A 21177-nucleotide genomic window follows, 5' to 3' on the forward strand; every position below is an offset into this window, starting at 1 on the left:
CAGATGGCCCGCAAAAGCTTGATACAGCTTGGCTGAGCCCTGTGACGAACAAGAGGGAAAGGGGATGAAGGCAGTTATTTTGGCGGGTGGCCTGGGTACGCGGATCAGCGAAGAGTCGCACCTCAAGCCCAAGCCGATGATCGAGGTCGGCGGCAAGCCAATTCTCTGGCACATCATGAAGCAGTACTCCGCTCACGGAATCCACGATTTCGTGATCTGCCTTGGCTACAAGGGCTATGCGATCAAGGACTTCTTCGCCAACTACTTCCTGCACACCTCCGACGTCACGTTCGACATGTGTAACAACCGCATGGATGTTCACCAGAACTACAGCGAGCCATGGCGCGTCACGCTGATCGACACCGGCGAAGAGACCATGACCGGCGGCCGTTTGCGCCGCGCCCGACGCTACCTCGAAGACGAACAGGCCTTCTGTTTTACTTATGGCGACGGTGTATCGGACCTCAATATCGGTGCATTGGTGGATTTCCATCTCAAGCACGGAAAGTTGGCGACCGTCACCGCGGTACAGCCGCCAGGCCGCTACGGCGCGCTTAATCGCGATGGCGACAAGGTCCTGGGCTTCACTGAAAAACCTCGCGGCGACGGTGGCTGGATCAACGGCGGGTTCTTTGTCCTGTCGCCCAAAGTGCTGCCGTTGATCGACGGCGACGACACCTCTTGGGAGTCCGGCCCGCTGGACGGCCTGGCCGAGCGCGGCGAGCTCATGGCGTTCCAGCACGACGGTTTCTGGCAACCGATGGACACCCTGCGCGACAAGAATCACCTCGAAGCATTGTGGCAGAGCGGGGAGGCCCCATGGAAGCAATGGGACTGAGCCCGCAATTCTGGCGCGGCAAGCGGGTGCTGGTCACCGGCCATACCGGTTTCAAGGGCAGTTGGCTGACGTTGTGGCTGCAAAGCCTGGGTGCCGAAGTCAGCGGGTTTTCCCTCGATCCGTCCACCGAGTCGAGTCTGTTCGAACTGGCGCGGGTGCATGAAGGCATCAACGATCAGCGCGGCGACTTGCGTGACCTGGGCGCTTTGCTGGAACTGATCGCCGAGACCCAGCCGCAAATCGTCCTGCACCTGGCGGCACAGCCGCTGGTGCGTGAAGGTTATCGCGACCCGTTGGGCACGTACTCCAGCAACGTCATGGGCACGCTCAACCTGCTCGAGGCGATCCGTCAGGTGGGCGGCGTGCGCGCCTGCGTGCTGGTGACCACCGACAAGGTCTACGCCAATCAGGAATGGCTGTGGCCGTACCGCGAAAACGAAGCGTTGGGCGGTCACGATCCCTACAGCAGCAGCAAGGCGTGCTGCGAATTGCTGGCGCAATCCTATGCCGCCTCGTTCTTTGCGCCGCAAAAGCACGCCGAGCACGGTTTGGCGTTGGCCACGGCGCGTGCCGGCAACGTGCTCGGCGGTGGCGATTTCGCCCCGGAGCGGCTGATTCCCGACGTGCTGCGGGCGTGGTCGGCTGATGAGCCGGTGACCTTGCGCTATCCGCAGGCGGTGCGCCCATGGCAACACGCGCTGGAACCGCTGGCCGGCTATCTGCAACTGGCGGCCGGCTTGTTCGAGCAAGGCCCGCAATTGGCTGGGGCGTGGAATTTCGGTCCCGGTGAAGCGGACATGTGCAGCGTCGGTGAAGTGGTCGAACTGCTCGCCAGCCGCTGGCCGCAAGCACGTGGACTACGTATCGAACCGAGCGATATGCATGAAGCCGGCCTGTTGCGCCTGGACAGCAGCCGCGCCCGTCAATTGCTCGGCTGGCAACCGCGCTGGTCGCTGCAGCAGTGCCTGACCCAGACCCTGGATTGGCATCTGGCGTGGCAGAACGGCGACGACATGCGCGCCGTCAGCCTGGCGCAATTGAACCTGTACCGAGGCACGCTGTGAGTGAATTTCTGTTGAAAGCGTTGCCGCTGAACGGTTTGTTCAGCGTGCAGCACAAACGCTTCGAGGACGAGCGCGGGCACTTTTCCCGGTTGTTTTGCGAAGGCAGCCTCAATGCGTTTGGCCAGGCGTTTCATATCCGCCAGATCAATCACTCCTGCACCCGCGAACGCGGCAGCGTGCGTGGCCTGCATTACCAGAGTGCCCGAGCGCCGGAAGCCAAATTGATCACCTGCCTGCGCGGTGAGGTCTGGGATGTCGCGGTGGATCTGCGTCCCGACTCCGAGACCTTCCTGCACTGGCACGCCGAACACCTGCGTGCCGGCGATGGTCGCAGCCTGTTGATTGCGGCCGGGTTCGCCCATGGCTTCCAGACCCTGAGTGCCGACGCCGAGCTGCTTTATCTGCACAGCAACGACTACGCGCCGGAACACGAAGGCGGGTTGTCGGTGCTCGATCCACGGCTGGCGATTGCCTGGCCGTTGCCTGTCAATAATCTGTCGGCGCGCGATGCGAGTCATCCGGCGCTTGATGAACACTTTGCCGGAGTGCGTCTATGAACTGCCGAGGTTGCGCCGCTGCGCTGACCCTGCCGCTGATCGACCTGGGCACCTCGCCGCCGTCCAACGCCTACGTGCGTGCCGACCAGCTGGAGCAGGCCGAACAATGGGTGCCGTTGAAGGTTGCCGTGTGCCAGCAGTGCTGGCTGGTGCAAACCGAGGATTACACCAGCGCCGACAGCCTGTTCGATGCCGAGTATGCCTATTTCAGTTCGTTCTCCAGTACCTGGCTGGCCCATGCCGAGCGCTATGTGGCCGAGATGGTCGAGCGCTTCGGCCTGACCGGTGACAGCCGTGTGGTGGAAGTCGCCGCCAACGATGGTTACCTGTTGCAGTACGTGGACGGGCGCGGCATTCCTTGCCTGGGCGTCGAACCGACTCGCAGCACCGCGCAAGCGGCGCGGGAAAAAGGCCTGGAGATTCGTGAACTGTTTTTCGGTCGTGACACCGCCGCGCAATTGAAAAACGAAGGCTGGGGCGCCGACCTGATGGCCGCCAACAACGTGCTGGCGCATGTGCCGGACATCAACGATTTCCTTGGCGGCTTCGCGACCCTGCTCAAGCCGACGGGGGTGGCAACCTTCGAATTCCCGCAGTTGCTGACCCTGATGGCCGGCCAGCAATTCGACACGCTGTACCACGAGCATTATTCCTACCTGTCGCTGACCGCTGTGCAGACCTTGTGCGAGCGCAATGGCCTGCAAGTGTTCGACGTCAGCCAACTCCCGACCCATGGCGGTTCCCTGCGGGTGTTCGTCCAGCGCCTGGACGGCGAGCCTCGCGACGTGCAACCGGCGGTCCGGCAACAGCTGCAGGCCGAACTCGCCGCCGGGGTGAAAACGCCGGAGTTCTACGCGACCCTGACGCCCGCCGCCGAACGCATCAAGCATGACCTGCTGCGCTTTTTGTTGCAGGCCGGGGCCGATGGCAAGCGCGTGGTCGGCTACGGCGCCGCCGCCAAGGGCAACACCCTGCTCAACTACGCCGGCGTCAAGCCGGACCTGCTGGCCTGGGTGGCCGATGCCAACCCGCACAAGCAAGGCAAGTACCTGCCCGGTAGCCGTATTCCGATCGTGTCGCCAGCACAGATCGACATCGAAAAACCGGACTACGTGCTGGTATTGCCGTGGAACCTGCTGGATGAGATTACCCAGGCCTTTGCCGGCATCCGTGCATGGGACGGTCGTTTTGTCATTGCCATTCCCGAGTTGATCATTCGATGAGCCGAATTCATTACACCAAGCCCAGCGTCGGAGAGCTGGAAGCCGACTACGTACTCGATGCCGTCCGCCATGGTTGGGGAGAGCGCTGCTACGAGTACCTGACGCGCTTCGAAAAGTCCTTTGCCGAGCACGTGGGGGCGACGTACGCGATCGCAACCTCCAGTTGCACCGGCGCGCTGCACATGGGCATGGCGGCGTTGGGCATCGGTGCCGGCGATGAGGTGATCCTTGCCGATACCAACTGGATCGCTTCGGCCGCGCCCATCACCTATCTGGGGGCGACACCGGTGTTCGTCGACGTGCTGGCGGACAGTTGGTGCCTCGACCCGCAGCAGGTTCGCCGGGCGATCACCCCGCGAACCAAAGCGATCGTGGCGGTGCACCTCTACGGCAATCTCTGCGATATGGACGCGTTGCTGGCCATCGGCCGCGAGTTCGGCCTGCCGGTCATCGAAGACGCCGCCGAGGCGATTGGCTCGCAGTGGCGTGGGCGGGCCGCCGGTTCGCTGGGCGCGTTCGGCGCGTTTTCCTTTCATGGCACCAAGACCATGACCACCGGCGAAGGCGGCATCTTCGTGACGTCGGACAAGGCCCTGTATGACCGCGTACTGACCCTGTCCAACCATGGCCGGGTGGCGGGCAGCAGCAAACAGTTCTGGCCGGATTTCCTCGGTTTCAAATACAAGATGAGCAACCTGCAAGCGGCCGTCGGTTGCGCACAGGTTGAGCGGATCGACGAGTTGATCGAACGCAAGCGAGCGATCTTCGCCAACTACGCCCAGGCGCTGGCGCCGTTGCCGGGCTTGTCCATGAACCCTGAGCCCGAACACGCGCGCAACGGTTACTGGATGCCCACCGTGGTCTTTGACCGCGAGCTGGGGATTACGCGGGACATGTTGATCGCAGCCTTCCAGGCCGCCGATATCGACGCGCGGGTGTTCTTCTGGCCGCTGTCGTCCTTGCCGATGTTCAGCCAACTGACGGCTGACTCGCCCGTGGCGCATGCGCTGCCTGAGCGCGCGATCAATCTGCCGAGTTACCACGACATGACCGATGACGATCAGCACCGGGTCATCGAGGTGCTGCGCGCGCTGGTACTCAAAAGGACCCGGCTATGAAGGTTTACCTGCTGGGGGCGGCCAATCCTGAAGCGGTACGGATGATCCTCACCCTGAAACGCAGTCAGCCGGACGTGCAGTTCGCCTTTCTCGATAACGATCCGGCCAAGCAAGGCACGCTGTTTCATGGCGTGCCGGTGGTGGGTGGCACCGACAAGGTGACCGAGCTGAAAGGCCCCGACACACGCTTTGTCAATTTGATCACCGGCAGCACGGCGCTGCGTTACCGGACCACCTGTGAGATCGTCGAGGCCGGTGGCACCCTGGGCAACTTCATCCACCCGGGCATCGATCTGACGATGATCACGATGGGCGTCGGCACCTATCTGCAAGAGGGCGTGATCATGCAGGCGCAAGTCTGCCTGGGTGACAACACCAGCATCAGCGCCGGCTGCGTGGTCGGGCATGAGGGGCAGATCGGCCATTCGGTGTTCATGGCGCCGGGTGTCTGCATTGCCGGTTGTGTCGAGATCGGCGACGGCACCTTCATCGGCACCAACGCCACGATCCTGCCGCGTTTGCGCATCGGCCGCTGGGTCACCATCGGTGCGGGTGCCGTGGTGACCAGAGACGTTCCAGACTACGCGGTTGTGGTGGGCAGTCCCGCCAGGACCATCAAGACCAATCCTGTTTCCTTTCAAGACGGTCGGGTTTTCAACTAACCGCCGCGACTAATTTCCGGAGAGTCTGTAATGAATCCTCATGAGCAGTTTCGTGAAGAAGTAAAAGAGAACATCGAAGGCCTGCAACAGGACAAAGCGTTGCAAGCCACGTCGCTGGACTGGGTCGGCACGACCGCCAAACACAAGTACACCTACAACTTCAGCTGGATGGGCCGCCCGATCATTCAGTTCCCCCAGGACATGGTCGCCATGCAAGAGATCATCTGGGCACTGCGGCCGGACATCATCGTCGAGACCGGTATCGCCCACGGCGGTTCGCTGGTGTTTTACGCCTCGATGCTGGAACTGATCGGCCATGGTGAGGTGCTGGGCGTCGACATCGATATTCGCCAGCACAACCGTGAGGCAATCGAAGCGCACCCGATGAGCAAGCGGATCCGGATGATCCAGGGGTCGAGTATCGATCCTGCGATCGTCGAACAGGTTCGCCAGCGCGTCGAAGGCAAGAAAGTGCTGGTGGTACTGGACTCCAATCATACCCACGAGCACGTCCTGGAAGAGCTGCGGGCCTATGCCCCGATGACCTCGGTGGGCAGTTACTGCGTGGTGATGGATACCGTGGTCGAAGACATGCCCGAAGATGCCTTCCCGGACCGCCCGTGGGGCAAGGGCGACAACCCGAAGACCGCGGTATGGGCCTACCTGGAAGAAAACCGCGACTTTGAGATCGACCAGGCCATTCACAGCAAGCTGCTGATCACCGTCGCGCCGGATGGTTATCTGCGCCGCGTGCGGTAAACGACAAGACATCGTTGGGTTTTTTCGGCGATTCGCCGATGTGGGGAAATGTATGCAAGGCAATAATTCTGAACACGGGTTGGCACTCAACGAACAGTTGACCGTGGTGCTGATGTCTCACGAGCGGCCGGCGTTCTTGCGTCGCGCTGCACGTTTCTACAGCGGCTTGCCTTGCAGGATTCTGGTGCTGGATTCTTCGACTGAAGGTCAGCCAAGCCTGGCCGGACAGTTTGAAAATGTGGATTACCAGCATGTCCCGCAGTTTGGCTACTGGGGGGTTCGTGCCAAGCTGGCTTTTGGCGTGGAGCAAGTGACCACTGCGTTCATGGTGTTCGCCGCCGACGATGACTTCCATGTGCATGACGCCCTGCACGCAGCCGTGGCATTCATGGAGGCCAATCCCGACTACGGCCTGTGCCATGGCTACAGCATGATGTACCTGTCACAACCCAACAGCGTCAGCTACTTCCGGCGTGACAAGAAAGTCTGCGAAGACTATTGCTCCGAGCACGCCGAGGAGCGTGTGCTCGATTACATGCACCAGTACCTCCCGCCATTCTATGCAGTCCAGCGCACAGACCTGGTACGTGACTGGTATCAGGCCATGCCTCACGATACGTCCTTCCAATGGCAGGAAATCGGTCACACGTACTACATGCTGGCGCGGGGCAAGGCGCGAATTCTGCCGATCCCGTATGTCGTGCGCGAGATGAACTACGGGTACTCGGATCACAACACCGAGATCTTCCACACGCTGGCTCATACGGATACCAGGACGGTCGCCGAACGTGAAGCCTTTGCCGCTTTCCTCTTCGGGCTGCCGACTCAAGTTCAAGGCGAGGACCCAGAGCGAGGCAGGCAGTTCGCACTGCAAAGCTTCGAAACCCTGGCCGATAGCCTGCGCACGGGCCGGGCGCTGACAACAGAGCTGATTTTCGAGTCTGCGTGGACCAGTGTCGAGACTGGCCCTGTGCGCCGTTTCGGTCCAAAGCAATACGTCGAAATGCCGTTCTACAATCAGCAGTTTTTCGATCAGTTGACCCAGTTCGAATTCCTGTTGCACGCCATGCCGGCCGGTCGTGTCCAGTTGCAAGGCCTGGAAGGCGTCTGGACGCGGCAACAGAGCCTGATGCAGGCGCGTAACAATGACACACCGGAAAGCGTGGTCGACCGTTTGTGGCAAGCCCACGACAGCAACGTGTTCAACCGTACGGTGGTCAAGCGCCTGGCGGCGCAGCTCGAATTGCTGGGCGAAGAGGAGGAAGCGCAGGCCATGAGTGACTGGGCCGCGCGTCTTGAGGCGGTGTCGGTCGAAGGCAACAGCGCGACATTCGACAAGATGCTCTCCGGTCGACTGCTCAAATGGCTCGCGCCCCGCCAGCCAGAGGCTGACGAGGCTGAGTCGATCAACCAGTACCTGGCGGCCAACGACGGTGGTCCGCAGTTCGGGATCTTCCTGCTGGACCTGGATAACGATATCGACAAGCTGCAAGTCTCTCTCGACAGCCTGCTCGAAGGTCACGGCAAGGCATTCAAGATTGTGATCTTCACTACCGGTGAAGCACCGGCGGCGACCACGGCGCAGAACACCTTGCACTTTGTCCGTGTCACGCAAAGCAACTATGTCGACAAACTCAACCAGAGTGCTCGTCAGTCGCCTTGCGACTGGTTGATGCTGGCTGAAGCCGGCGACGAGTTCACCGCTGGCGGCCTGTTGCGCGCCAGCCTGGAGCTGTTGTCGGATGAGCAATGCCGCGCCGTCGCCACCGACGAAATCCAGCGCACCTCAGAAGGCGCACTGGTGGATGTATTCCGTCCGGGTTTCAACCTTGATTTGCTGCAAAGCCTGCCGGCCTTGATGGCGCGTCACTGGTTGATCCGTCGGGAAGTGTTCATTGAAGTCGGCGGCTACCAGCCAGACTTCAGCAAGGCCCTGGAATTCGACTTGCTGCTGCGCATCATCGAGCAGGGTGGCCTCAACGGGCTGGCCCACCTGGACGAACCGCTGGTGATTGCACGGGCGCCGGCACTGGAAGAAAACGCCGATGAACGCCTGGCGTTGTTGCGCCACCTGGGCAATCTTGGCTACAAGGCCAAGGTCACTTCGACGTTGCCTGGCACTTATCAGATCGATTACCGCCATACCGAACGCCCGCTGGTGTCGATCATCGTGCCGGCCGGGGATGACTTGGCGGCGTTGCAACAGTGCCTGCAAGCGGTGTTGCTGCGGACCCGCTACATCCAGTACGAAGTGCTGATCGCGCTCAACCCGAATCAGTCGGCCGAGGTCAACGATTGGCTGGGCACCTACCAGCATCCGAAAGTCAGCGTGCTGCGTGCCGACCAGAGCCTGAGCGACGTGGCGTTGTACAACGCCACCAGTCAGCAGGCGCAGGGCGAGTACCTGGTGCTGTTGGCCGCCGACAGTGAAGTGGTCAATCCGAACTGGCTTGAGTCGCTGCTCAATCACGCCCAGCGTCCGGAAGTCGGCGTGGTTGGTCCCAAGTTGATCGACCGCGACGGCAAGGTCACCCAGGCCGGGCTGATCCTCGGCATGAACGGTGGCGTGGGCTCAGCCTTCGTCGGTGAAAAACATGACGCCGAAGGTTACCTGCACCGCTTGGCGCTGGAGCAGAACTACTCGGCGGTGTCGAAGGTGTGCCTGATGGTGCGCAAAGCGTTGTTCGACGAGCTGGACGGTCTGGACAGCATGACCTTCGCCGACGGCTTGAGCGACGTCGATCTGTGCCTCAGGGCCGGTCAGGCCGGCTACCTTACCGTGTGGACACCGCTGGTACAGGTCATTCACTCGGGTGAAGTGCCACAGGTGCCGCAGGCCCTCGATGCGCTGCGTGACAAGTGGGCGGCAGCTTTTGCCCAGGACCAGGCCTATAACGCCAATCTGGCCTTGAGCGGCAAAGGCTTTGCCCTGGGCGAAAGTGCTTCGGTGAACTGGGCGCAGATGCTCGGCTAGGCCCGGCGAACAGGTATAAGGATTCAAGGCATGTTCAACGGAAAATCGATTTTCATCGCAGGCGGGACCGGTTCGTTCGGGTGTCGGATCATCCGGAACGCGCTGGTGCGTGTCTGGTTGCCAGCATGATTCCTTACGCTCGGCAAAGCCTTGATCAGGCGGATATCGACGCCGTGGTCGGTGTATTGCAGTCTGACTGGCTGACCCAGGGGCCGACCATCGAGCGCTTTGAGCGGGCGATGGCTGAACGCTGCAAGGCCGGCTTTGCCGTGGCGGTGTGCAATGCCACGGCGGCCCTGCACATCGCTTGCCTGGCGGCGGGGCTCGGCCCGGGCGATTGGCTGTGGACGACACCGAACACCTTTCTCGCCTCGGCCAACTGTGGTCGCTACTGCGGTGCCGAGGTGGATTTTGTCGATATCGACCCGCTGACCTGGAACCTCGATGCCGCTGCGCTGGCCGTCAAGCTGGAACGGGCCGAGCGAGAAGGCCGGCTGCCGAAAGTGCTCGTGGCCGTCGCGTTCTCGGGGCAGAGTTGCGACATGCGCAGGATTGCCGCACTGGCCAAGCGCTATGGCTTTACCGTGATCGAAGACGCGGCCCATGCCGCTGGTGCGTCGTACGCCGGGCGCCCGGTGGGTTGTGGCGAGTTTGCCGCGATGACCGTGTTCAGCTTTCATCCGGTGAAGATCATCACCAGCGCCGAGGGCGGCATGGTCATGACCAACAGCCCGGAACTTGCCGAGCGTTTGCAACGCTTGCGCAGCCACGGCATGACCCGGGATCCGCAGCAGATGACCGGACCCAGCCACGGCCCCTGGTACTACGAACAGGTGGAGCTGGGTTTCAATTACCGCATTACCGACCTGCAAGCGGCCCTCGGTTTGTCGCAGTTGAACAAACTGGATGAATTTATCGAGCGGCGACGTGAACTGGCGGCGCGTTATGAGCGCTTGCTGGGGTATTTGCCGCTGACCCTGCCCGGTGCACAGCCCGAGGCTGAGTCGTCATGGCATCTGTATGTGGTGCGCCTGCAGCTCGATCAGATCGGTCTCACTCATCGTGAGGTGTTCGAGGGATTGCGAGCTGTCGGGGTCGGCGTGAACCTGCACTACATTCCCGTGCATTTGCAGCCTTACTATCGTGATCTCGGGTTCGCCGAGGGTGATTTTCCCCAGGCCGAACGTTACTACGCCGAAGCCATCAGCCTGCCGTTGTATCCGTTGCTCAGTGATGAGCAGCAGGACTATGTGGTCGAGCAGATGCGGCAGCTGATCGAAATAATCCAGCCATTGCGGCGGGTGGGAAATGTGTGATGCGTGAGCTGACCGAGCAGGAAGCTTTCTGGCAGGGAGAATTCGGCAACCAGTACGTTGAGCGCAATGTCGGGCAGCCGCTGGTGGCGGCCAACCTGGCGTTGTTTGCCAAGGCACTGACACGGGTCGGGCACATCGATAGCCTGGTGGAGCTGGGCACCAACGCCGGCAACAACCTGCAGGCACTGCGCCAACTGTTGCCGCGCTGCGAGTTGTTCGGCGTGGAAATCAACGCCAGCGCTTGTGCCGCGGCCCGGGCGTTGGATATTGCGCACATCTGGCAGGGTTCGCTGTTCGATTTCCCCCGGGAACGCACCTTCGACCTGACCCTGAGCAAAGGCGTGCTGATTCACCTGGCACCGGAGTTGCTGCCGGCCGCGTATGCGCAACTGTATGAGTTGAGCCAGCGCTACATACTGATCGCCGAGTACTACAACCCGGTGCCGATCGAGGTCCCGTATCGCGGCAACAGCGGCAAATTGTTCAAGCGCGATTTTGCCGGTGAAATGCTCGATCGCTATGACGACCTGCAACTGGTTGATTACGGTTTCGGTTACCGCCGCGATCGGCAATTCCCGGTGGATGACATCACCTGGTTTGTCCTGGAAAAACGCCGTTGAACAATGTTGCCATCATCCCGGCTCGCGGTGGCAGCAAACGCATACCCCGCAAGAACCTCAAGCCGTTCGCCGGAGTGCCGATGATTGCCCGCTCGATTCAGGTGGCCCTGGAGTCCGGGTTGTTTTCCCGGGTGGTGGTGAGCACCGACGACGAGGAAATCGCCGGGCTGGCGCGGGACTGTGGCGCCCAGGTACCCTTCATGCGCCCGGCGGCGCTGGCCGATGACTTCACGGGCACCGCGGCGGTGATCGCCCATGCCCTGCAAGCCTTGCGCGAACAAGGGGACGAGTTTGATCGCGCCTGCTGTATCTACGCGACCGCGCCGTTGTTGCAATCGCGATTTCTGGTCCAGGGGCTGAGCCTGCTGGAGCAGCATCCGGACAAGTCGTTCGCCTTCTCGGTGTGCGACTTCGGTTTCCCGGTCCAGCGAGCCCTGACCCTTGACGATCAGGGTGCATTGACGGCGCTGTATCCGCAGTACCGTGATACCCGCTCCCAGGATTTGTCGATCGCCTATCAGGATGCCGGACAGTTCTACTGGGGGCGTTGCGATGCCTGGTTGCGGGGCGAGGTGCTGTACTCGCCGTACAGCCTGCCAGTCATCCTGCCGCGTCATCTGGTGCAGGACATCGACACACCGCAAGACTGGAAACGCGCGGAATACCTGTACGCCGCGCTGAAGGCCGGAGGTGAATTGCAATGAGAGTACTGATTCGCTCCGATGCCTCGCCGACCATCGGCAGCGGCCACATCGCACGCTGCCTGTGCCTGGCCCGGGTGTTGCGCAGGCAGGGCAGTCATGTGGCGTTCGCCTGTCGCCTGTTACCGGGGCATCGACTGGAGGCATTGCGGGTCGAAGGTTTCGAAACCTTCGCGCTGCCCGAACGCTACAGCGATGAAGACCCGCAGCAAGCCATCGAATCCATGCTGCCATGGCAGGCCGATATCGCCGCGCTCGAACCGCTGCTGGAGCACCAGCCGGCATTTGACTGGATCATTGTCGACCACTACGGCCTCGATCATCACTGGCAGACGGCCGCCCGGCGCTTTGCGCCACGGATCGCCGCGGTGGATGACCTCGCCACGCGGACCTACAGCGCCGATTTGCTGCTGAACCAGAACCTCTCGGGCACACCAGAGGCTTATACCTCGCTGCTGGCACCGGGTTGCCGGACGTTGTTCGGTCCCCGGTATGCGATGTTGCGCGACGAGTTCTGTTGCCCGGCCATCGAAATCAAGCCCCGGGCCAAGCGTGTGCTGGTGAATTTCGGCGGTTTCGACGCGGCCATGCAGACCCATCATGCAATGCTGGCGCTGGCGGACTTTGCTGAGCTGGAAGTCGATTTTGTCGCCGGGGCGGATAATCCGGCCTGGGCGCAGATGCAGGCGTTGGCGGCGAGTCGCCCGAATTGGCGGCTGCACAGTTTCGTCAGCGACTTTTATCGATTGATGAGCGAAGCCGACCTGTTTGTCGGGGCAGGAGGCGGCACCAGTTGGGAACGGGCGGCCATGGGGCTGCCGACGATTTGCATTGCCGTGTCGAACAACCAGCAGGCCAACGGCGAGGTCATGGCGGCCGCGGGTGCCCATGTGTTCATGGGCGGGCGCGAGCAGGTCAGTGTCGAGCAACTGCGCCTGGCCATTGGCCTTGTCGCGGGTAACCAGGGTTTGCGCCAGAGCCTGGCCCGGCAATCGCGACAACTGGTCGATGGCCGGGGGGCGCAGCGGGTAGCGGTTGCGCTGGCCGGCGCGGTGCTGAGGATGCGCCCGGCGACCCTGGGAGATGCACAGCTGTTGTTCGACGGGCGCAACTGTGAGGCCGTGCGCCGTTGGTCGCTGCAGACCGGCGTGATCGAATGGCCAGCGCATCAAAACTGGCTGACGGCGAGCCTGAGCAATCCCCGGCGGCTGTTGTTGATTGCCGAGGCCGATGACGGCCCGGTCGGTGTGCTGCGTTATGACCTGCGCGGTTTTACCGCCGAGGTGTCGATTTATCTGTTCGAAGGCCGGTTCGGCCTGGGTTGGGGCAGGGCGCTGCTGGCCCGTGGAGAAGCCTTTGTGAAGGTCCATTGGCCAGAACTGGAGTCGCTCACCGCCCAGGTGTTGCCCGCTAACCAGCCGTCGCTGAACGTCTTTCGCGAAGCCGGTTTTACCCAGAGTGCCTGCGCGTTCACGCGCGTATTGAAGGATCACGCAGATGACTAGCTTCAAGATTGGCGAGCGCCTGATCGGTGCCGATGCACCGCCATTGATCATTGCCGAGATGAGCGGCAACCATAACCAGTCCCTGGACATGGCATTGCAAATCGTCGAGGCCGCGGCCAGGGCCGGTGCCCATGCGTTGAAGCTGCAAACCTATACCGCCGACACCATGACCCTGGACCTGGCCGAGGGCGAGTTTTTCATCAAGGATCCGAACAGCCTGTGGGCCGGTACTTCGTTGTACGCCTTGTACGAAAAGGCCCACACGCCTTGGGAATGGCATGCGCCGATTTTCGCACGCGCCAAAGAGTTGGGCCTGCTGGCGTTCTCCACGCCATTCGATGAGAGCGCCGTGGACTTCCTCGAAAGCCTCGACGTGCCGGCCTACAAGATCGCCAGTTTTGAAAATACCGACTTGCCGCTGATCCGCCGGGTAGCCGCGACGGGCAAGCCGCTGATCATTTCCACCGGCATGGCCAGCATCGCCGAACTCGATGAAACCGTGCGCGCCGCCCGCGAAGCCGGGTGCAAGGACCTGGTGCTGCTCAAATGCACCAGCACCTATCCGGCATCACCCGCGAACAGCAACCTGCGCACGATCGGGCATTTGCGCGAGTTATTCGATTGCCAGGTGGGGCTGTCCGATCACTCCATGGGCGTCGGAGTGTCCGTGGCGGCGGTGGCATTGGGGGCAACGGTGGTGGAAAAGCATTTCACCCTCGACCGTGGGGCCGGTGGTGTCGACGCCAGTTTCTCGCTGGAACCCTCTGAACTGGCCAGCCTGGTGATCGAAACCGAGCGCGCCTGGCAAGCCATGGGGCAGGTGCATTACGGCCTCACCGAGGCTGAGCGCCCATCCCTGGTGTACCGTCGATCGTTATATGTGATCAAGGACATGGCGGCTGGCGAGCCCTTCGACGGGACAAACGTGAGAGCCATCCGTCCGGGGCTCGGGCTGGCGCCCAAGCATGCGCAAAGCCTCCTGGGACGCCGTGCCCGCCAGGCCATCCAGCGTGGAACAGCGCTGGACTGGTCGTTGGTCGAATGACCCGTTGCCGGGCAGATTCGGCAAAATAGAGTGACCTGCGAGTCATAACGCGCATCTTCACTGTATTGTATTGACCGGGAAGATGGCGCCTGACCCTTTATCGGGATCAGTGATGGCCCTCTACGCTTCCCGGCCGTCGCCTTGGGGCGACGCAGATCCTGGTTTGTCGGCGCCCCTCGATTCCTGCGAGTGGTGGTATTGGGCTGTTTATTATTGGGAAGCCGTAATGATTGGCATAAAGAGCATTGCGAGCTACGTTCCTGTAGCCGGCGTGGACAATTACGCACAAGGTGCAAAATTCGAGAAGGATGAAGAGTTCATCCTGGGCAAGATCGGTTCGGCCTTCCTGCCGCGCAAGGGCGTTGATCAGGAAACTTCCGATCTGTGCGTTGAAGCGGCCAATGCGCTGTTTGCCAGCAACCCTGATCTGAAACGCGAATCCATCGATGCGTTGATCGTCGTCACCCAGAACGGTGACGAAGAAGGCCTGCCACATACCGCAGCCATCGTGCAGGACAAGCTCGGCCTGCCGACTAACGTCGCTGCGTTCGATATTTCGCTGGGCTGTTCCGGTTATGTCTACGGCATCTATGCGATCAAGGGCTTCATGGAGGCCGCTGGGCTGAAGAACGGCCTGCTGATCACTGCCGACCCGTATTCGAAGATCGTCGACCCGGAAGACCGCAACACCACCATGCTGTTCGGCGATGCGGCCACGGCTACCTGGATGGGCGAAAACCCGACCTGGGCACTGGGCAAGGCCAAGTTCGGCACCGACGGTTCCGGCGCTCCACATTTGAAAGTCACCGACGGCGTGTTCTTCATGAACGGCCGCCAGGTATTCAACTTTGCACTGCTCAAGGTGCCGGCGCATTTGCATGAATTGCTGGGCGAGTCGCAATTGAGCGCTGATGACATCGACGCGTTCTGCATTCACCAGGGCAGCGCGGCGATTGTCGATGCAGTCGCGCGGCGCTTCGAAGAGTGCCCGCAGAAGTTCATCAAGGACATGGTCGAGACCGGTAACACGGTGTCGTCGAGCATTCCATTGCTGCTGGAAAAGCATATTCTCGATTCCGAATGGAAGCGCGTTGCGCTCAGCGGTTTCGGAGTGGGGCTGTCATGGGGTTCGGCGATCATCTATCGTCCTTGAGTGAAGGTCTTTTAATAAAAAGGCCGGTACAAAAAAGCGCTCAAGGGTTAACCTTGAGCGCTTTTTTGCTTGTATGGAATGCGAGGTAGCATGAGCGAATGCTTTGAAGACAATGCTCAGGTTATCCAGCGGCGCTGGCCGTCGCTGTATGCGCGATTGAAAACGGAAGATCGCCTGGGTATCGAGGTCAACCTGATCGAAGGTCGGGACTCGACGTTGTGCGTAGGCGGCATCCAGCTCACCAGCCGTCATGATCGTCTGCACGAGGCCCGCCTGCAGGCGGCCAGCCTCCCGCTCGACAAACCACAGCTGCACGTTTACGGCACCGGTTTCGGCGATTTGCCTTCGGTTCTGCTGGAGCGCGCCGGGCTTGAAAAGCTCTATGTCCATATTCTAAACGGCGCACTGTTCGCGCTGGTGTTGCAACTGATCGATCAGCGTCAATGGCTGGGCGATCCGCGCGTGCAACTGTTGTATGCCGGCGATATGTCGGACATCTGCACGCCGTTTTTTGCGTTGCCGGCCGAAATGCTGCTGGCCGATGACTTCAGTGCGAAGATTCGTGATCGCCTGGTCAGCGAAGTGCACCTGAGTTTCAATAATCGTGATTTCGACCCGCAGTCGCCAGTCATTGTGCAGCGCTTGCACGATACCCTCGAAGTGCTGCTGTCCGATGATGATGTGGCGCAGCTGTTTGGCACCTGTCCCGAGCGTGAAATCTATGTGATCGGCACAGGGCCAAGCCTTGAAGGGAATTTCGAGCGCTTGGCCGCCATGCGCAATCAAGCGTCGCGACCGCTGTTCATCAGTGTCGACACCGCCTACAGACCCCTTCGCGAGCACGGGATAAAACCTGACCTGGTCGTGAGCATCGATCAGCGCATCAGTGCGCTGCACTTGCCGTGCAAGGACTCCGAAGACATTCCGCTGGTGTACTTGCCGTTGAGCGATCCAGACATGCTCAAAGCCTGGAAAGGCAAGCGTTACGGCGGTTACTCCGCCAGCCCGGTCTACGCCGCGTTGCGTGAGCAACATCCGCGCGGGCAGCTCTACGTCAGCGGCAGCGTAATCCACCCTGCGGTCGATCTGGCAGTGAAGATGGGCGCGCAACGCATCACGCTGTTCGGTGCCGATTTCTCCTTCCCCATGAACAGGACCCATACCGGCTGGAACGATGGTGACCTGGGGCCGCCAGTGAACCAGGCCAGGCACTGGGTGCACGATGGTCATGGGCAGAAGGTCAAGACGCAGCTCAATTTCCGCAGTTACCTGTGCGAACTCGAGCGTTACATTGCCAGGCATCCCGAGGTGCTTTTTTTCAATAGCAGCCGGGCAGGGGCGATGATTGCCGGTACGCAGTTCAACCAGGATTTCGTGCAATGAAGTTTCAAGCGAAAGGCATCGACGGCAGCCGGCAGTGCGCGGGATTGTTTCGCCTGGGACGTGATGTCGAAGCGGCGTTGATCATGGTTGATCTGTTCGATGAGACGCAGCGCCTGTTTGCGCGGGCGCCCCAGGATGTACAGCAGGCCTGGGCCTTGATGCTCAGGCAAATGCTGGACTGCCAGGAGCGCCAGGATTGGCTGGGGCTCGCTGACTTCATGGAATATGAGTTGGTCGATTTACTGGAAAGACTGCCGGCCTGAAATGGGCGGCGACAGCTTTGGCACGGGCCTTTGTGGGCTGGACAGTTTCATGGCGTCATTTTTTTACGGTTGAGGGGGCGCTAAGCCCTTGTTTTCTCGGGGGTGGCAGGGTGATGGCAATTTTTTTTAAAAAGCCCTCAAGCAACCTGCCAACCCGACGATAACTATTACGAAGGTTCTCTAGGCCATACCCGGCGGTTGCCAGGGCCGGAAGCCGCAGTACCCAACCAACGAGGAATTCGTCATGGCTTTAACCGTAAACACCAACACCACGTCGCTGGGCGTCCAGAAAAACCTGAACCGTGCTACCGATGCGCTTTCGACCTCGATGCAGCGCCTGTCTTCCGGCCTGAAAATCAACAGCGCCAAGGACGACGCCGCCGGCCTGCAGATCGCAACCCGTATGGCTGCACAGATCCGTGGTGGTACCCAGGCAATCCAGAACGCCAACGACGGTATCTCCGTTGCCCAGACCGCTGAAGGCGCTCTGCAGGCTTCGACCGACATTCTGCAGCGTATGCGTGAACTGGCTGTTAAAGCACGTAACGGTACCAACAGCACTGCTGACCAGACCGCTACCAACTCCGAATTCGCTCAGATGTCTGACGAAATCACTCGTATCTCTGCCTCTACCAACCTGAACGGCAAAAACCTGCTGGACGGTTCGGCTGGCACCATGCAGCTGCAAGTTGGCGCCAACACTGGTTCGGCCAACCGCATCGACCTGGTACTGAGCTCCAAGTTCGACGCCGTTTCCCTGTCTGTAGGCAGCGGTACTGTTGTTCTGACCGGTGCAACTTCCGCCACCCTGTCGGCCAACATCGACAACGCGATCACCGCGATCGACGCCGCACTGGCAACGATCAACGCCACCCGCGCAAACCTGGGTGCTTCGCAAAACCGTCTGACCAGCACCATCTCCAACCTGCAGAACATCGTGGAAAACACCACTGCTGCACAAGGCCGTGTACAAGACACCGACTTCGCCGCAGAAACCGCGAACCTGACCAAGCAGCAAACCCTGCAACAGGCTTCTACCTCGGTTCTGGCTCAAGCCAACCAACTGCCTTCCGCTGTACTGAAGCTGCTTCAGTAATTTCGGAATGAGTTTGGGCGGGGGAGTGTGCTTGTCACGCTCTCTCGCTTTTTTACGTTAAGAGGTGATGGGCATGGAGATGAGCGTAAAGCTTGGCGTGTCTTATCCGGCTCCCCAGCCAGCGAGCACCGTCACGGATAAGGCGCCGGAAAAGCCTAAGGCCGTCAGCGTGGCTCCGGAGGCGGACGAGAAGCCGGACAAGGATGACACCCATCTGAAGCAGGCGGTGCAGCAGATCGAAAAGTTTGTACAGTCGATCAAGCGCAATCTGGAGTTCTCGATCGACGAGCAATCCGGAAAGGTCGTTGTCAAAGTGATTGCAAGCGAAACGGGTGAAGTCGTGCGACAGATCCCCTCCGCGGAAGCCCTCAAGCTGGCGGAAAGTCTGAGCAATGCGAGCCACGTATTGTTCGACGCCAAAGTCTGATAGCTGGCATGAATAGTGTTTGTACGTTCTTTGGACGCAGGTAAAGGTCAAAAGAGTGGCAGCAACCTGAAGGGAGACTAAAAATGGCAAGTCCAATTTTGCCGGGTACGGGCCTTGGCTCTGGCCTGGATATCGGTGCGATCGTTACTGCGCTGGTCAACGCCGACAAATCGGCGAAACAGACGCAGATCGATACTCAGACCAAAACCAACACGCTGAGGATTTCCGGTGTCGGTTCTCTGAAAAGCGCACTGACGGCCTTTCAGACGGCGCTGACCAATCTCGGCAGCAAGACCAATCCTGCGTTTGCGGGCTTTAGCGCAACTTCGGGTACCCCGTCGATTCTGGGGGTGACTTCCGACAATACCGCCGTTGCCGGCACTTACAGCGTTGTTGTGAATAATCTGGCCACCAGCTCGAAAGTAGCCAGTGCTTCTTTTGCCGGCGGTGCCGCCAGTGCCATTCCGAGTGGTACTCTGAAAATCAGTCAGAATGGCACTGATTACGATGTCACAATTCCGGCCAATGCGACCTTGCAGAGCACCCGGGATGCCATCAACTCTGCGCAGGCGAGCAATGGTATTTCTGCCAACATCGTGACCGACAGCACCGGTGCATCGCGACTGGTGATCAGCTCCAGCAAGACCGGTGCGGGTTCCGACCTTGTGGTCAGCGGTATCGCCGGCCTTGAAATCGACGGTACCCAACCGATGGGCAGCAACCCTTCGGCTTCAAGTTCAGGGGCTGTCAGCGGGGTTGCAGTGGATGCATCGCTGACTATCGACGGCTTGGCGGTGACCAGCAAGAGCAACACGGTTACCGGTGCAGTCAGTGGCCTGACCCTGAACCTGACGTCCGCCAGCACCGGTACGCCGCCAGCGGCTGCGACCGTCACTGTTGCGACCAACACCACCGGTTTGCAGACATCGATCCAGTCGTTCGTTGATTCCTACAACACCCTGATGAACACCATCAACACGCTGTCCAGGGCGACAGCGGATGCCGATGGCAACCTGACGGTTCAGGCGGCATTTACCGGTGACTCGATGCCGCGCCAACTGATTTCCGATATCCGCGGCGTACTGACGGCTCCCGGTGCGGGCGGCCCATTGGCCGTGTTGTCGCAGCTCGGCGTGATGACGGACGAGAAAACCGGCAATCTGGCGTTCAACACGACGACGTTCAACAAGGCAATGACCACTGGCGGCATGAGTGGCCAGGTGCAGCAGCTGTTCAATGGCACCAATGATACCAACGGCCTTTTGGCGCGCATGGGTACTGCTATCAAGCCTTATGTGTCCACGGGCGGGTTGCTGGATCAGCGCAATACCAACCTGCAGAGCCTCAGCAAGAACCTTTCGAACCAGCAGTTGGCGCTGGACTTGCGTGTCGAGAACATGACCAGGACGCTGACCGCCAAATACAACGCAATGGACCTTTTGGTCGGGCAAATGAAGGCAACGGCGACCAGCATCACCTCGTTCTTCACGTCCTTGAATGCACAGAAGTCCAACAGCTAGTCATGAGCTGACGACAAAAACCCGGCTCCGCATTTTCGCGTGTGCCGGGTTTTTGTCTTTTGATCTAAAGTTTTTTGATGCGCAGACGATACACTGGTCATACGAGTCATTGTGGTAATGAGGTAGAACATGAATCCAATGTTAGCCCTTCGGCAGTATCAGAAAGTGGGTGCGCACGCCCAGACGTCCGAAGCCAGTCCGCATCGATTGGTGCAAATGCTCATGGAAGGTGGCCTGGATCGCATCGCGCAGGCCAAAGGTGCCCTGGAGCGCAAGGATGTTCCCGGCAAGTGTGTATCGATCGGCAAGGCGATTGGCATCATCGGTGGCTTGCGTGAAGGCCTGGATCTTGAAAATTGCGCTGATACCGTGGGCGAACTCAACAGTCTCTACATCTACATGATGAAGCGCCTGGCCGAGGCCAACATCAGCAGTGATCCGAAGATTCTCGATGAGGTCGCGGGCTTGCTGCGCACGGTCAAAGAAGGCTGGGACGGTATTGCTGAGCCAGGTCCGCAGTTCTAAGGAGATCGCCATGAGTCTTGTATTGCAGCGAATAGAACAAACTCGTGAAGCGCTGGTCGGTGCCTTGGCCGAGCGCGACTGGGAGGCCATCGGTCAATTGGACCTCGATTGCCGTTCCTGCATGGAAGACGTCATGAGCGAAGCTTCGCTGGACGAAGAGGTTCTGCGTAGCAATCTTGAGGAGCTGCTGTATGTCTACAAGCAGTTGCTTGAGGTGGCGATGGGTGAGAGACAGGCGATAGTCGATGAAATGTCTCAGATCCAGCAAGCGCGGAACGCAGCAAAGGTTTACCATCTGTTCGGTTAATTAACCCCAAGTTAATCCAGACATGTGCGCCATAAATTTGACTGTGCACGGTTTTTTGACTTAACTAGTGGCTGTTCCAGATTTCAGTCGTCTTCAGGCATATTTGTGCCTGCAAGCGTTT

The 21177-nt window shown here is 60.2% G+C and carries 21 protein-coding genes; all 21 read left to right on the forward strand.

All coding sequences use genetic code 11. The features are described from left to right. Window positions 1–64: 64 nt before the first annotated feature. Window positions 65–838 (forward strand): glucose-1-phosphate cytidylyltransferase, encoded by a 774-nt coding sequence (gene rfbF, locus AB4O40_RS25195; protein WP_056721524.1) that lies wholly within the window; start codon window positions 65–67, stop codon window positions 836–838. Beyond that, window positions 820–1902 (forward strand): CDP-glucose 4,6-dehydratase, encoded by a 1083-nt coding sequence (rfbG, locus tag AB4O40_RS25200; protein WP_460057520.1) that lies wholly within the window; start codon window positions 820–822, stop codon window positions 1900–1902. Before rfbF ends, rfbG begins: the two co-directional genes overlap by 19 nt. After that, complete coding sequence (locus AB4O40_RS25205; protein ID WP_460057517.1) at window positions 1899–2459, forward strand: dTDP-4-dehydrorhamnose 3,5-epimerase family protein; 561 nt, start codon at window positions 1899–1901, stop codon at window positions 2457–2459. The genes rfbG and AB4O40_RS25205 overlap by 4 nt, the downstream gene beginning before the upstream one ends. Beyond that, complete coding sequence (locus AB4O40_RS25210) at window positions 2456–3682, forward strand: methyltransferase domain-containing protein (RefSeq protein ID WP_460057514.1); 1227 nt, start codon at window positions 2456–2458, stop codon at window positions 3680–3682. Before AB4O40_RS25205 ends, AB4O40_RS25210 begins: the two co-directional genes overlap by 4 nt. Continuing rightward, on the forward strand, window positions 3679–4800 hold the full coding sequence (locus AB4O40_RS25215; protein ID WP_460057511.1) for a DegT/DnrJ/EryC1/StrS family aminotransferase: 1122 nt from the start codon (window positions 3679–3681) through the stop codon (window positions 4798–4800). Before AB4O40_RS25210 ends, AB4O40_RS25215 begins: the two co-directional genes overlap by 4 nt. Next, window positions 4797–5462, forward strand: a complete 666-nt coding sequence (locus AB4O40_RS25220; RefSeq protein WP_409078502.1) for an acetyltransferase — start codon at window positions 4797–4799, stop codon at window positions 5460–5462. The genes AB4O40_RS25215 and AB4O40_RS25220 overlap by 4 nt, the downstream gene beginning before the upstream one ends. A gap of 30 nt (window positions 5463–5492) precedes the next feature. Further along, the gene (locus tag AB4O40_RS25225) at window positions 5493–6221 is read left to right on the forward strand and encodes a cephalosporin hydroxylase family protein (protein WP_223541117.1); all 729 of its coding nucleotides are present in this window, start codon (window positions 5493–5495) and stop codon (window positions 6219–6221) included. A gap of 52 nt (window positions 6222–6273) precedes the next feature. After that, window positions 6274–9195: a TIGR00180 family glycosyltransferase gene (locus AB4O40_RS25230; RefSeq protein ID WP_460057507.1), complete on the forward strand. Its 2922-nt coding sequence runs from the start codon at window positions 6274–6276 to the stop codon at window positions 9193–9195. Between the two features lie 125 nt (window positions 9196–9320). Then, the gene (gene pseC, locus AB4O40_RS25235; RefSeq protein WP_460057504.1) at window positions 9321–10511 is read left to right on the forward strand and encodes a UDP-4-amino-4,6-dideoxy-N-acetyl-beta-L-altrosamine transaminase; all 1191 of its coding nucleotides are present in this window, start codon (window positions 9321–9323) and stop codon (window positions 10509–10511) included. Beyond that, on the forward strand, window positions 10511–11131 hold the full coding sequence (locus AB4O40_RS25240) for a pseudaminic acid biosynthesis-associated methylase (protein ID WP_056721545.1): 621 nt from the start codon (window positions 10511–10513) through the stop codon (window positions 11129–11131). Before pseC ends, AB4O40_RS25240 begins: the two co-directional genes overlap by 1 nt. Next, the gene (gene pseF, locus AB4O40_RS25245) at window positions 11128–11835 is read left to right on the forward strand and encodes a pseudaminic acid cytidylyltransferase (protein ID WP_056721546.1); all 708 of its coding nucleotides are present in this window, start codon (window positions 11128–11130) and stop codon (window positions 11833–11835) included. Before AB4O40_RS25240 ends, pseF begins: the two co-directional genes overlap by 4 nt. Further along, window positions 11832–13337, forward strand: coding sequence for a UDP-2,4-diacetamido-2,4,6-trideoxy-beta-L-altropyranose hydrolase (pseG, locus tag AB4O40_RS25250; RefSeq protein WP_409078499.1), 1506 nt, complete (start codon window positions 11832–11834; stop codon window positions 13335–13337). The genes pseF and pseG overlap by 4 nt, the downstream gene beginning before the upstream one ends. Continuing rightward, complete coding sequence (pseI, locus tag AB4O40_RS25255; RefSeq protein ID WP_056721551.1) at window positions 13330–14382, forward strand: pseudaminic acid synthase; 1053 nt, start codon at window positions 13330–13332, stop codon at window positions 14380–14382. The genes pseG and pseI overlap by 8 nt, the downstream gene beginning before the upstream one ends. 226 nt (window positions 14383–14608) lie before the next feature. Further along, window positions 14609–15535, forward strand: coding sequence for a ketoacyl-ACP synthase III (locus AB4O40_RS25260; protein WP_056721553.1), 927 nt, complete (start codon window positions 14609–14611; stop codon window positions 15533–15535). A gap of 90 nt (window positions 15536–15625) precedes the next feature. Next, window positions 15626–16918 carry a motility associated factor glycosyltransferase family protein gene (locus tag AB4O40_RS25265; RefSeq protein WP_223541112.1) on the forward strand — a complete coding sequence of 431 codons (1293 nt, stop codon included), beginning with the start codon at window positions 15626–15628 and terminating at the stop codon, window positions 16916–16918. Continuing rightward, the gene (locus tag AB4O40_RS25270) at window positions 16915–17181 is read left to right on the forward strand and encodes a hypothetical protein (RefSeq protein ID WP_056721556.1); all 267 of its coding nucleotides are present in this window, start codon (window positions 16915–16917) and stop codon (window positions 17179–17181) included. Before AB4O40_RS25265 ends, AB4O40_RS25270 begins: the two co-directional genes overlap by 4 nt. A 244-nt stretch (window positions 17182–17425) precedes the next feature. Further along, window positions 17426–18277 carry a flagellin domain-containing protein gene (locus AB4O40_RS25275; protein WP_056721558.1) on the forward strand — a complete coding sequence of 284 codons (852 nt, stop codon included), beginning with the start codon at window positions 17426–17428 and terminating at the stop codon, window positions 18275–18277. A gap of 73 nt (window positions 18278–18350) precedes the next feature. Continuing rightward, a complete protein-coding gene (locus AB4O40_RS25280) occupies window positions 18351–18704 on the forward strand; it encodes a flagellar protein FlaG (RefSeq protein WP_056721560.1) in 354 nt (117 codons plus the stop codon). A gap of 83 nt (window positions 18705–18787) precedes the next feature. Next, the gene (fliD, locus tag AB4O40_RS25285) at window positions 18788–20224 is read left to right on the forward strand and encodes a flagellar filament capping protein FliD (protein WP_056721561.1); all 1437 of its coding nucleotides are present in this window, start codon (window positions 18788–18790) and stop codon (window positions 20222–20224) included. Window positions 20225–20353: 129 nt separating this feature from the next. Next, window positions 20354–20749: a flagellar export chaperone FliS gene (fliS, locus tag AB4O40_RS25290; RefSeq protein WP_460057492.1), complete on the forward strand. Its 396-nt coding sequence runs from the start codon at window positions 20354–20356 to the stop codon at window positions 20747–20749. A 10-nt stretch (window positions 20750–20759) separates the two neighbouring features. Beyond that, window positions 20760–21056: a hypothetical protein gene (locus tag AB4O40_RS25295; RefSeq protein WP_056721566.1), complete on the forward strand. Its 297-nt coding sequence runs from the start codon at window positions 20760–20762 to the stop codon at window positions 21054–21056. Window positions 21057–21177 lie beyond the last annotated feature (121 nt).

It is taken from the genome of Pseudomonas sp. S2_F07 (genome assembly GCF_054668325.1).

Excerpts from the sequence above, each read along its gene's own strand:
- AB4O40_RS25280 (WP_056721560.1), top strand. The coding sequence starts at position 18,351 with ATGGAGATGAGCGTAAAGCTTGGCGTGTCTTATCCGGCTCCCCAGCCA.
- AB4O40_RS25265 (WP_223541112.1), top strand. The coding sequence starts at position 15,626 with ATGAGCGAATGCTTTGAAGACAATGCTCAGGTTATCCAGCGGCGCTGG.
- AB4O40_RS25210 (WP_460057514.1), top strand. The coding sequence starts at position 2,456 with ATGAACTGCCGAGGTTGCGCCGCTGCGCTGACCCTGCCGCTGATCGAC.
- AB4O40_RS25230 (WP_460057507.1), top strand. The coding sequence starts at position 6,274 with ATGCAAGGCAATAATTCTGAACACGGGTTGGCACTCAACGAACAGTTG.
- AB4O40_RS25270 (WP_056721556.1), top strand. The coding sequence starts at position 16,915 with ATGAAGTTTCAAGCGAAAGGCATCGACGGCAGCCGGCAGTGCGCGGGA.
- AB4O40_RS25220 (WP_409078502.1), top strand. The coding sequence starts at position 4,797 with ATGAAGGTTTACCTGCTGGGGGCGGCCAATCCTGAAGCGGTACGGATG.
- pseG (WP_409078499.1), top strand. The coding sequence starts at position 11,832 with ATGAGAGTACTGATTCGCTCCGATGCCTCGCCGACCATCGGCAGCGGC.
- pseI (WP_056721551.1), top strand. The coding sequence starts at position 13,330 with ATGACTAGCTTCAAGATTGGCGAGCGCCTGATCGGTGCCGATGCACCG.
- pseC (WP_460057504.1), top strand. The coding sequence starts at position 9,321 with ATGATTCCTTACGCTCGGCAAAGCCTTGATCAGGCGGATATCGACGCC.
- AB4O40_RS25225 (WP_223541117.1), top strand. The coding sequence starts at position 5,493 with ATGAATCCTCATGAGCAGTTTCGTGAAGAAGTAAAAGAGAACATCGAA.
- fliD (WP_056721561.1), top strand. The coding sequence starts at position 18,788 with ATGGCAAGTCCAATTTTGCCGGGTACGGGCCTTGGCTCTGGCCTGGAT.
- AB4O40_RS25215 (WP_460057511.1), top strand. The coding sequence starts at position 3,679 with ATGAGCCGAATTCATTACACCAAGCCCAGCGTCGGAGAGCTGGAAGCC.
- rfbF (WP_056721524.1), top strand. The coding sequence starts at position 65 with ATGAAGGCAGTTATTTTGGCGGGTGGCCTGGGTACGCGGATCAGCGAA.
- AB4O40_RS25295 (WP_056721566.1), top strand. The coding sequence starts at position 20,760 with ATGAGTCTTGTATTGCAGCGAATAGAACAAACTCGTGAAGCGCTGGTC.
- AB4O40_RS25240 (WP_056721545.1), top strand. The coding sequence starts at position 10,511 with ATGCGTGAGCTGACCGAGCAGGAAGCTTTCTGGCAGGGAGAATTCGGC.
- AB4O40_RS25260 (WP_056721553.1), top strand. The coding sequence starts at position 14,609 with ATGATTGGCATAAAGAGCATTGCGAGCTACGTTCCTGTAGCCGGCGTG.
- rfbG (WP_460057520.1), top strand. The coding sequence starts at position 820 with ATGGAAGCAATGGGACTGAGCCCGCAATTCTGGCGCGGCAAGCGGGTG.
- fliS (WP_460057492.1), top strand. The coding sequence starts at position 20,354 with ATGAATCCAATGTTAGCCCTTCGGCAGTATCAGAAAGTGGGTGCGCAC.
- AB4O40_RS25275 (WP_056721558.1), top strand. The coding sequence starts at position 17,426 with ATGGCTTTAACCGTAAACACCAACACCACGTCGCTGGGCGTCCAGAAA.